Origin of the sequence: Arthrobacter sp. StoSoilB20 (genome assembly GCF_019977295.1) — a bacterium.
Lineage (GTDB): Bacteria > Actinomycetota > Actinomycetes > Actinomycetales > Micrococcaceae > Arthrobacter > Arthrobacter nicotinovorans_A.
This window is the reverse complement of the sequence record NZ_AP024651.1, coordinates 2,219,202-2,230,684: the sequence shown is the minus strand read 5'-3', so window position 1 is coordinate 2,230,684 and position 11,483 is coordinate 2,219,202. Positions and strand designations below refer to the sequence as shown.

At 60.3% G+C, this 11,483-nt stretch carries 8 protein-coding genes; 1 reads left to right on the top strand and 7 read right to left on the bottom strand.

Annotated features, from left to right (window positions below; all coding sequences use genetic code 11):
- Positions 1-61 precede the first annotated feature (61 nt).
- From LDN85_RS10070 to LDN85_RS10040, 7 genes are all read right to left on the bottom strand, one after another.
- Positions 62-1,465 (bottom strand): MFS transporter, encoded by a 1,404-nt coding sequence (locus LDN85_RS10070; protein WP_223945311.1) that lies wholly within the window; start codon positions 1,463-1,465, stop codon positions 62-64.
- 2 nt (positions 1,466-1,467) lie between these two features.
- Positions 1,468-2,694 carry a cytochrome P450 gene (locus LDN85_RS10065; protein ID WP_223945310.1) on the bottom strand — a complete coding sequence of 409 codons (1,227 nt, stop codon included), beginning with the start codon at positions 2,692-2,694 and terminating at the stop codon, positions 1,468-1,470.
- 29 nt (positions 2,695-2,723) lie between these two features.
- On the bottom strand, positions 2,724-3,695 hold the full coding sequence (locus tag LDN85_RS10060; RefSeq protein ID WP_223945309.1) for a PDR/VanB family oxidoreductase: 972 nt from the start codon (positions 3,693-3,695) through the stop codon (positions 2,724-2,726).
- A gap of 100 nt (positions 3,696-3,795) precedes the next feature.
- Positions 3,796-4,560, bottom strand: a complete 765-nt coding sequence (locus tag LDN85_RS10055; protein ID WP_223945308.1) for an IclR family transcriptional regulator — start codon at positions 4,558-4,560, stop codon at positions 3,796-3,798.
- An 816-nt stretch (positions 4,561-5,376) separates the two neighbouring features.
- Positions 5,377-6,393, bottom strand: a complete 1,017-nt coding sequence (locus tag LDN85_RS10050; protein WP_223945307.1) for an NAD(P)-dependent oxidoreductase — start codon at positions 6,391-6,393, stop codon at positions 5,377-5,379.
- A gap of 156 nt (positions 6,394-6,549) precedes the next feature.
- Positions 6,550-8,805: an alpha-L-rhamnosidase gene (locus LDN85_RS10045; protein ID WP_223945306.1), complete on the bottom strand. Its 2,256-nt coding sequence runs from the start codon at positions 8,803-8,805 to the stop codon at positions 6,550-6,552.
- A gap of 366 nt (positions 8,806-9,171) precedes the next feature.
- Positions 9,172-9,774 carry a TetR/AcrR family transcriptional regulator gene (locus LDN85_RS10040; protein ID WP_223945305.1) on the bottom strand — a complete coding sequence of 201 codons (603 nt, stop codon included), beginning with the start codon at positions 9,772-9,774 and terminating at the stop codon, positions 9,172-9,174.
- 158 nt (positions 9,775-9,932) lie between these two features.
- On the opposite strand from LDN85_RS10040, the gene LDN85_RS10035 reads away from it, so the two are divergent.
- Positions 9,933-11,462 (top strand): ABC transporter substrate-binding protein, encoded by a 1,530-nt coding sequence (locus tag LDN85_RS10035; protein WP_223945304.1) that lies wholly within the window; start codon positions 9,933-9,935, stop codon positions 11,460-11,462.
- Positions 11,463-11,483: the final 21 nt, after the last annotated feature.

Sequence of the window (11,483 nt, the reverse complement as noted above, 5' to 3'; positions counted from 1 at the left end):
TTGCGGCAAATGTGGAGATTACCCACATCTGCTAAATCGCTGGCGTCATGTGAGACCACCATCACCGCGAGCTTCGATGTCGGCACTCAGGTAAGTGCCGACGTCGAACTCGTTTCGGGCTCCTCTTAGCCCACCCGCACTGTCTCGCTAAGCTGCTCCCCTGCCCGTTTCCCGGAGGTGAGCGACCAAATGGTGGCCATCGCCAAAGCCGATACCACCAACGGGATGCCGAAGAGGATGAAGACGTTCTCTGCCTTCCACCCGCCGGCCAGCAGATAGCCCACAAGGATGGGTGAAACGATCGAGACGAGTCGTCCGATGCCCACCATCCAACCGATGCCCGCTCCGCGCAGAGCGGCCGGGAACAGGGTGGGCGTAGTGGCGTGAACCCGGCAACGTTGGCAGAGGTGACCACGCCGAGAACTGCACCGATGACGATGGCCAGTGATGTTTGGTTGAACGTCATCCCGAAAAGTACGTAGATCACGGCAGAGACCAGCAGGGATCCCAGCAGCAAGTGCCGGCTGCGGAGGAAGACGGCCAGGATGCTGAAGATGAAGCATCCGATGATGCCACCGAAGTTGACCACCAGCCCCATGGTCACGCCGAGGCTGTCGTCGCCCGATGATGTTGCAATGAGCTTAGGTGTCCACGTGCTGGCGAAATAGTAAGCGGCGATCATCAAGCCGTAGCCTGTCCACAGCAGTAGTGACTGGATGGCCATTCGTCCGGCGAGCAGGTCCCTGATTCCGTGCTGCACTTGCTGCCCCTGAGGTAGGTCAGGGAGCGCGTCCAGCGGCGTCCTGCGCATTTGCAGGAGAAGGGCATCTATCCGTGCCAGCGCGTTGGGCGGGCGCTTGCTGACTAAATACTCCAGCGATTCGGGGAGGAAACGCCAGGTCACCGCAAGCATGATGATGCTGGCTGCGGCCCCGACGGCGAACACAGAGCGCCAGCCAAAGTGTGGAATCAGCGGGCCCGCAATGAAACCGCCGAGAGTCGCGCCGATGGCGAACCCTGAAGTGAACAACCCGAAAATACTTCCGCGGCGTTTATCCGACGAGTACTCCGAGACGAACACGTTCAAGTTGGCGATCATGCCGCCGATGCCCAGGCCGGCCAGCACCCGGTAGGCCATGAGTTGGATGACGTCGCCGGCGAAGACTGAGAGGACCATGCCCGTGCTCACGAGGATCAGTGCCACCAGCATCATTCGGCGTCGGCCGATCTTGTCAGAAAACGGTGTGAGAATCAGTGAGCCGGCTGCCATACCCACCAGACCGGAGCTGAGCAGGAAACCCAGCGTGACGGGGTCCAGGCTCCACGATTTGGACAGTGCGGGCGCGGCATAGGCGGCCACCGCAACGTCCATACCGTCTATGAGCATCAGGGCGATGGCCACCGCAACGGCCCGGACTTGGAGCCTGCTCATCGGGGATGAGCGAAGGTCTTTGAGAATGTCCATGTTTACTTCCTTGTAAAGGTGGGACTGGTCTTCACGCGCACGGGCAAGGATTGCCACGCCCGCAGCGTGTTGTTGTGGTGCCTGCGTGTGGGGCCATAGATTTCGATGGTTTCGATTCTTCGAGCGAGCACTTCGAGCAGGGTGGACGCTTCGAGCCTGGCAATGTGTTTGCCGACGCACTGGTGGATCCCGAACCCGAACCCCACGTGCCCGGAGGGATCCCGGTTCAGGTCGAAGGTGTCCGGCTTGTCCCAGCGCCGGGGGTCCCGGTTGGCTGACCCCAGAAACATGAGAATTTTCCTGCCCTCGGGGATGAGCGTCCCGCCCACCTCGATGTCGCGAGTGGTGGTCCGGAAGAAGGTCTGGACGGGTGACTCGAAGCGGACTGCTTCGTCAAAGGCTGTACGTGACTGTGTGGGGTTTTCGCGAAGACGGGCCCATTGGCCGGGGTTGGTGGCAAACGCGTAAAGTACAGCGGCCAGGCCGTTGACCGTGGTATCCACGCCGGCAGTGAGCAGTGACCGGACAATGAGCGGAGCCTGCGCCTCGGTGATATCCCCCCGATCCGCGGCGGCCCAGATTTGGGCACCGAATCCGTCCGTGGTCAGCACCTCCCGAGCACATTGAGAGGCGATCGAGGCGGACAGTTCCGGCACCCGCGGCGCACCCTTTGCCACGAGCTCGTTGGGCGGGCCAAAGGCATTGAATGCGTGGTCCCCGTACGGGAGCAGGTTCTCCCGGCCGGCTTGGGGTATGCCCACAGCATCTGGAAAGACACGAAGCGGAAAAGCCGCGGCCAGGTCCGCGACGGCGTCGAACTCCGGGCCACGGGACAGGACTTGGTCCACCAGTTCTTCCGCGTCGGCTGTCCAGGATTCCGACAGTTTGCGGATCTCCCGGGGTCCAAGAATCTTGGTCAGCAGAGCACGTGGCGCGTCATGGTGGGGAGGGTCAGCTTCGAGGAGAAGGCTCGGTGGTCGCCACGGCATTTCCTTCCGGAAGTTGCTGAGGCCAACACCTGCGGCGGACTGGAAGGTTTGCCAGTCGGTCAGCGCGGCCTGTACCTCCCCGTACCGGCCCACGGCGTAAACGTCGTACTTGTTGAGGTAAACCACAGGGCCGGCAGCCCGGAGTTCGGATTGGAACGGGAGTGGATTTTCCAAGACCTCCCGGCTGAACGGATCGACGTCAGTGCAGGGGGTTTTGGGGTCGCTGATGATGGTTGTCATGGGTGGGTCCTTCGTGAGTTGTGCCGGGGCTAAACGTCAAGAACGAGGCGGTCACCGCAGGAGCGCGAGACGCATGGAAACATGCAGTTTCCTGCTGCCCGATCCGCGTCGCTAAGAATGGAGTCGCGGTGGTCTGGTTGACCGTCGAGGACTGTGACTTCGCAGGTTCCGCACGTGCCTTCCCTGCACGAGGTCAGCATTCGCACGCCGGCTCGCTGGATCGCTTCGAGGACGCTGACCTCGGGTGGAACGGTGACGGTGATCCCTGCGCGGGCCAGCTCGACGTAGAAGGAAACGTCTCTGATGGGGGCGCCGTGCGATTTGGCGGCGAAGTGTTCCAGGCGCAGGAGGCCCGGCGGCCAGTCAGCGCAGTGGCGTTCGACAGCGGCAAGGAGCCTCTGCGGACCGCAGACGTACACTTTCGTGTCCGCTGAAGCTGGTCCGATGAGTTCCGATGCACTGCAGGGTCCTACTTGGTCCTTGGGCATGATCATGACGCGATCACCATAGGCTGCGAGCTCATCCAGGAATGCCATAGTTCGCCGAGACCGTCCAAAGTACAGCAGCCTCCACTCCGCTCCCATCATGTGGGCGGCCTGGATCATGGGCAGCATGGGTGTGATCCCGATGCCTCCGGCGATGAATAGGTACTTTTCGGACGGTACGAGGCGGAAATTGTTACGGGGCCCGCCAATGGCGAAGGTCATGCCCTCGGTGAGTCCATGATGGATAAAGTCAGATCCGCCGCGGCCGTCCGTCTCATGGAGGACGGCAATGCGGTAGTTGTGGGCATCCCATCGGTCTCCGCAAAGGGAGTACTGGCGGTTGATGCCGGAAGGCAGTACCACGTCTATGTGCGATCCGGGCGTCCAGTCGGGCAACCTGCGCCCTGCCGGGTGAGCCAGGTTCAGGGACACCACTCCATCTGCAAAGTGCTTCTTCGCCGTGACTAACAACCTCGTCTGCAAGGCGTATGGATCGGAATTCTCTTTGGTGAACATTCGGCTCCTTTGCTCGCGTTGTTCTCCGTAAAGACTCGCTTTCAGCCGTCCGTCACCACTATGGAATTCTCAATGGTTGAGAGTACTTTTGAGAGGTGTGTCACCTCGGAGGCGGTGCGGGATACTCCATCGAACGGGTCACAGCTGCCGACGCAGCCTGTAGTACGGCAATGCGGGACTTCGCAATGGCGTCATTCGGCACAATGACAGCCAACGACGCCACCACGTTGCCCATGGGATCCCTGACCGGAACGGCCGCACCGGCAGCGGCCGGGTGGAGGTGCCCCGCCAGAAAAGCGAACCCATTCCGGCGCACCTCGGCAAGGACAGACCTGAGTTGCTGCGGAGTGCTGACGGTCTGGTCGGTGAACACGTCAAGAGGCCTGGCAATAATTCGTTCCTGCTGGGCCGCCGGAGCAAAAGCCAACAGAAGAATGCCCGACGACGAAGCGTGCAAAGGCAAGCGACCCGCAACGCGGGTGTAATTGATGACAGCCCCGGGAGCTGTCAGCCGTTCAACGAAAAGCACCTCTTCGCCCTCCATGACACCCAATTGGATATGCTGGCCGACGATCGAGTGCAGATCCTCCATGACCGGCATCGCCGCTTCCCTCAGGCTCAGCGTCGGTGACGCACGGGAAGCCAGCTCCCACATCCGGACGCCGATCCGAACCTTCCGGTCCTCATCACGCTGGAGCCACCCAAACCCGCAGAGTTCCTCTACAAGCCGCGAGGCAGTAGCGATATGCAGCCCCGAACGCCGGGAAATCTCTGTAACGCTCAACACGGTATCACCGGGCCCGAAGGCCTCAATGATCCGGACGGCGCGGGAAAGCACGGACTCTCCAGCTTGAGTACGGGGCATGGCCCTACCCTCCGTGATTTGCAAATCCGTGTCGAGCGGGGTCCTGTAGCCGGAAGCGGTGACGCGTGGGTGGACCGCGCATGAAAAATCCCTTGAGCTCCCTACCCAATTTCGTTCACGGTCTAGATGGGTCAGTGGAGTACAGCCACGTCAACGCCGAGTGCATCTTCCGCGGCAGTAGCCTTGTACCCACCAAGCAAATAGACCTCCCAGCACCGACTTAAGAAGAAGCACAAGCCGCCGCCGCAGAAGAATGCAGGGACACTGTCGCGCACAGGCACCTTCCCGGTCGACCCGACCTCAGACCCGCAGGTCCTCGAACGTCTGTGGACTTGGTGCCGGGCAAGGGGAATTCCCCTGCCCGGCTCTTCGCATCAATCGCTAGGCCAGCACTTGCGCCGCAAACTGGTGACGGCCCAACCCCACTTCTCCCTATTTCGGCCCCGGCAGCTAGATTAGCACTGTGGTTCCGGTTGGAATATCGACGACGGCAGCCAGGTCGCCGTCGTCGATTTGCCGGTGCACACCAGTTGTCCCTAAATGTTTCTCTTGCGGGTTGAGGTCCAACTGGGCCGCCCGCGGGCTGCGGCTTGACGAGGATCTTGCGATAACCGGGCACCAGAGGTGGAAAGGCCTGCGACCACGGGTGTATCCAGTCAGCCACGGCGCCTACATTCCTCGAAGGCTCTTTGATGTACTTCAGGGCGCGGAGCCAGCAACGTTTCTGGACTCAACCCCGCGGGTACACCCACGCGCCTTTACGTGCGCCGTGTCGGACCAGTGGACATAGCCGGGAATTAGCTTTATGGCGTCCTCCTACCCGACGGGCCTATTGCGGTAGCGGCTCACGAGCTCCGGCGCGGCGACCTGCAGCCGCGCCGGCGGTAGACCGTCACGAAGCAGCTCCAAGTCGTCGCAGACCATCTCACCGATGCTGAAGAACGCTTGTGGAATGCCACCAGCCCTATGGGCGGAGATGACTACATTTCTTAGGTCTAAGAAGGGATCTCCTGCTGGGATAGGCTCCACTGGCCAGACATCGATGGCTGCAAGCAGGCTGCCGGTGCGAAGCCGCTCAAGCAGCGCGTCGTAATCGACAACTGCAGCACGGCTGACCAGAATCAACCGTGCGCCGTACCGGAGAAGGTCGAGCTTCTCGGCGTCTAAGAGGTGCTCGCTGTCAGCGGTGGCTGTGGCGAACACAAAAACGAAGTCGCTGGTTCGCAGCGTCTCCTCCAATGAAGCCGAAATGGCGCCGGTATCGCGGATGATGCTGTCAGGTAGCCATGGGTCATGAATGCGGACTACATTATGAAACGGCTCAATGAGTGCATGGAACGCCCGTCCGAGGTTGCCATAGCCAATCAAACCCACGGCGGCCCCGCGAAGCAGGATTGAGTCGGCGGTGGTGGCGGAAACAATCGCATCCGAACCATCCCGGCTTGCGTGGTCCTCCCTGGTGATCCCGCGGGCGATGTCCAGGGCGAGTGCGAGTGAGTATTCGGCAACAGCCTGGGAGTAGGCAGTCCCACAGCCCAGGACTCGAGTGCCGTTTGCGAATGCCGTGGGGTAGTCGATGTTGGGAAAGAAGTTTCCTTCCACGTTGACTATTGCCCGTAAACCGGGAGCGGCGCGAAGCGTGTCTGCGCTCAGGTCGGGTTGGCCAACCACAGCGAACGCCGTTGGAAGGCGCGCGGCGAAGTCGTCATCGTCGGGCTGAGCCTCGTAATCGATGACATCGAAGTTGTTAGTTAAGCGAATCCACGATTCTGCGCTGAAAATGCGTTCCCGTAACTGAGGAGCGGGTTTGAAAAGTACTACTGGTTTAGTCATGAGCAGGTTCCTTGATTCTTGTCCATTGGCAGACGCGCGGTGGCACGAGCTACACGTTTTCGTGGGCGTCTTCATGCGGGATGGGGTGTCTTGTTGAAGCGGCGCAGTGGCCCGGGTGCGCGAGGAGGCACACGTCAGCGTCGGCCGTCCGGACGGTTAGTCCAAGACGAGGCTGTCGAACGGCACAGTAAGTGCGTGCGATCCGCCATTCAAAGTTTTTTCCACCTGGCCGGGGATTTGAACAACGCCAACGACGTTGTTCGGCAACTTGACCTGCAAGGCGATGCTGGCGTCTTGGAGTTGCCAGGAGACGGAGATCCGGCCGTGTGGGCTGTCCAGAGTGGTCTCCGCGGAGGTCACGTCACCGCCTGGTGTCGGGGCGATCAGCACCCGAGCATAACCGGGTTCAAGCGGAGTGAGTCCCCCGACTGCGCGATGTATCCAGTCGGCCACCGCGCCGAGGGCGTAGTGATTGAAGCTGGTCATTTCGCCGGTGTTGATTGAGCCGTCCGGGAGCATCGAGTCCCACCGCTCCCAGACCGTGGTAGCACCCATGGTTACCTGATAGAGCCAGCTGGGGCAATCAGTCTGCAAGAGCAAGCGGTAGGCGTGGGCAACATGTCCGGTCGATGCCAGGGCTTCGGTGATGAAGGGTGTTCCAGCGAACCCTGTGGAGATGAGGTAGCCCGAGGCTTCGACGATGTCCGCCAGCCTATCGCCGGCCTTCTGCCGGGATGGGTCGTCCAGAAGACCGAATGCGAGGGCCAGCGCATACGCGGTCGGGGCGTCGCTACGAATGCGGCCGTCCGCTGGATCGACGTACTCCTGGTTGAACGACGAGCGGAGTGAGGATGCCATCGCGTCGAACTCGGCGGCCTCGTCGGTTTTGGCGAGGGCGCGTGCCGAATCAGCAAGCATACGGGCGGTGCGATAAGCGCACGCGGTCGCCACGACCCCTTTGTCTGCTTTGGAATTTAGGGGCTCGTCCGGGTCCGACGTCGGGTCAAGCCAGTCCCCGAACTGGAAGCCTGCATCCCATACTCCGTTCGGCGATAGGAGACTCCGAACGCGGCGACCATGTGCGGCCATCGAATCGAATTGTTGGGCCAGCTCGAACTCATCGCCGTAGGCTTCCCAGAGCGCCCAGGGCACCCAGACGCCGGCGTCACTCCAAATTGCGGTGGCGTCCGGAGTCGGTAGCGGAATCTCGATGTGCTTGAGGGGGTTCGGCACCATCACCGGCACAATCCCGTCAGCATGTGACTGTTCAAGCGCCAGGTCGCGCAGCCATTCACTCAGGAAACTTTTCGTGTCATAGAGGAAGGCGGCGGTGGGGGCGAAGACTGCCAGGTCACCGGTGTAGCCGAGTCGTTCGTCCCGCTGGGGGCAGTCGGTGGGAACGCCGACGAAGTTGCCGCGAAGCCCCCACACGATGTTTTCGTGAAGACGGTTCAGCAACTGGTTGGAGCTCTTGAAGTACCCGATCCGACGAAGGTCTGAGTGGACGACGACGGCCGTAAGGCTGTCTTCTGTCAGGGGTGATCCGGACGGCCATCCGGTGATTTCTGCATACCGGAAGCCGTGGAAAGTGAATGTAGGTTCAAACTCGTCAAGCCGTCCGGACAAGATGAAGCGATCGGTTGCTTCAGCAGTCCGGAGAGGTCGGACGCCGAGTTCACCGTCTTCGAGTACTTCGGCGTATCTGACTGTGATCGCAGAACCCGCCAGTCCTTGCACGCGGACTTTCAGCCAACCACCGATGTTCTGTCCGAAGTCGACCAGGGTGGCTCCAGATGGTGCCTGCCAGATCCGTTCGGGATGACGGTACTCCTGACGCCGGATAGCCGGCCCGGCATCGTCGACGAGAAGTGCCGGATCCACGTCGATGACACGAACTGGGCCTCCGACCCCGAGGTCTTTCAACGACGGTCGAATTCGCGCATCGATGGTCTGGCCGTCGTAGAGGTCGTCGGCGAGGATCCCCGAGCCCGTCGCTGCCCAGGACTCGTCGGTTCCAACCGTCTGCTCGTGGCCGTCTTCGAAGTCGATACGTAGTTCCGCCCAGCCAGCCCTTTCGTCCCCGTAGATTGCGGAGTTGCCAAACCATCCGAGTCGGCCGCGGTACCAGCCATTGCCTATGGCGAGGGCGATGGTGAATTCATCCTTCAACAGCCCTGTGACATCGTGGCTGGCCGCGCGGATGCGCCATTCGTAGCTGGTCCATCCCGGAGTCAGAAGGTCCTGGGTGACGGGATTGCCGTTGATCCATGCATCAACTACACCCAGGGCGCTGAGTCTGAGCCGGGCGGAGATTACAGCTCCATGCCCCTGGTCCAGTCTGACGCTCCGGAATAGTAGAGGTGCGCTGTCGACATCGTCGTCGGCTGTGATGAAGCGTGCGTTGACTGTCAAGGTGGTTCCTTTGCTGACCGCATTTTGCGGGAATGGAGGGAGCGTTACGGCCGGTCTACGTGCTGTCCGGCCGGTGGAGCCGAGGCCCATTTCTTGTAAACGGGTTCCGACTCAGCGCTCGTGGAGGAGGATCAAAGCCTCACTGAAAAGTGACCGAGTGGTCATATTTCGGATGAGACTATCTCGGATGATTGATGCTGTCTAGCGGCTATTTGTGCAGAATCCGATGGGTGGCGAAAGTGAAATTGTCATCGTTGCGCCGCGCTCAAGGCATGCCGGAGGCCCCGAGATCCGGCATGGTATTGTCCGTCATCCCTGCGCCAGGGTGAATGCCTGTCGACCCTGGCATAAGGATGACTCAAGGTTTCAGAGTGGCACCGTCAGGTGCTGCCTCAGGAACTCGCGGGTCAGCTGCACCTGCGAGAAGGAGCCCGGCCGATACAGGGCCTGCAGCTGCAGTCCATCAGACAGGGCCACGTAAGACCTGGCCAGCCCGGCCGGGTCAGATTCGGGGCGTAAAGCGCCATCTTCGGCCGCCTCCCGAAAGGCCCGATGAACCGTATCTACGACCAAGTCGTAGCGGCCACGGAAGTACTCATTGGCCGGATGTTCCGGATCCGTCGCTTCGGCAGCCAGCATTGCGTACATCTGCGTCAGCCCAGGATCTTTCTGATCGCGGTCGGCGATCTCAAGGAGACCCCGTAATAAGTCAATCCCGATCCGACCCTTCAAGTGTTCATTCGCGTCCAGTTCGCGCCGGAATATGACTTCCTGCAGCAGGTCGAGCTTAGATTCGAAGTGATGTCGCAGCCCTGGCAATGTGAGTCCAGACCGCTTTGCGATCTCGCTCATTGAGGCGTTGACGAAACCCGAAGAAGAAAAAACGGTCAGAGCGGCCGTCACTATTTCATCCCGCCGACGGGCGGTCTTGGCATACTCCCCACGGGGCTTGGTTGGTGTCGTACTCACGCAGGTGACGGTATCAGCGGACCGCTCAGATGAAAACCTTTGACCCCAAAAGAATTTTATTTTTCCAAAAACCTTTGATGCCTAAGGTTTTGGTGTTAGGTTCTCCTTGTCCTGCTGAAGCGGGGCCTAGAGACTCCTTTTGAAAGGACCGTGCAAAGATGCACCAGCGCATCCTTAGGGTTGCAGCGGCCGGCCTTGCCACCCTCGTCGCATTGACCGCCTGCGTAGGCCAACAATCCGGCGGGGGTGGGACTGTGCAGTCCGAAGTACTTCGGCTCGGCATGGTCGCTCCCAACACCTCCTTCGCTCCTTGGGAGACGGCGTGGGCGATCGAATCCCCTTACCTTCAGGCTGTGTACGACACTCTGCTTCGAGCAGAACCGGACGGAACAATCGTTGCCGGACTGGCGGAGAAGTGGGAATGGGACCAATCAAAGACCCAACTCACCCTGACTTTGCGCGATGGAGTCACTTTCAGTGACGGCACGCCGCTCACTGCCGAGGTCACGGCAGACAGCCTGAAGCGCTTCCGTGATGGAACAGCAGCCAACGCTCCATATCTGTCCAATGTGGCAAAAGCCGAAGCCGTCGATGCCAAGACCGTCCTGGTGACCATGAAGAGTCCGGACCCTTCGTTGCTGACGACGCTGTCACAGAATGCAGGCATCGTAGGCAGCGCGGCCATGTGGACTGACCCAAATGCGGCCAATAGCCCGGTCGGCAGCGGTCCCTATGTGCTGGACAAGGACGAAACAGTTGTCGGGTCCAGCTACGTGTTCGATGCCAGAGCCGATTACTGGGACGCGGACTCGGTGCACTACAAAACCATCACCATGACGCTTTACGGCGATGCGACTGCGCTGATGAACGCCATCAAAGGCGGTCAGGTCGACGCAACGGCCTCACAGACACCGACCCAGATCCCAGAGGCCGAAGCTGCTGGCTACAAAACTACGCTTGCTGAATCCACTTGGGCAGGTTTTGTTCTTGCAGACAGGACAGGCAAACTCAACCCGGCGCTAAAGGACGTGCGCGTTCGGCAGGCCATCAACCACGCCTTGGACCGTGAAGGACTCGTTAAGGGACTCGCTGCAGGATATGGATCTCCGACGGCACAAACCTTCGACAAGACTTCTGATGCCTACCTCCCGGAACTCGACACTGCCTACTCCTTCGACGTGGAGAAATCCAAAAGCCTTCTGAGAGAAGCAGGCTATCCCAACGGATTCGACCTCTTGATGCCAAGCAGCAACTTTGTACCCGAAGCTGAATTCGCGGTTTACAAGGAACAACTCGGCAAGGTGGGTATCAACGTCACGTGGGAAACAACCGGCGACGATCTCTTCAGAAAAATGCTTGGAGGCACCTGGGCGGCCTTCCCCATGAATTTGGAGACCCCTAAGTCCGGCTGGGCAGGAATCCAATTCGCCTTGGCGCCGTGGGCTCCGTTCAACGTTCTGAAAACCGAAGACCCCAAAATCCTCGAATACATGAGTCAACTCAGCACAGCTGAGGGCGACGACGCAAAGAAGATCAGCCAAGACTTGAACCGGTACGTCGTGGAACAGGCATGGTTTGCACCCACCTACCGGGCTCAGACTGCCTTCTTCACCAAGCCCGGCATCGCTGTCGAACTTCAGTCCGACAACGCCTACCCCTACCTCTGGAACATTAAATCTGAAAGCTGAGCGTGCCGCCGGGGAACAGGA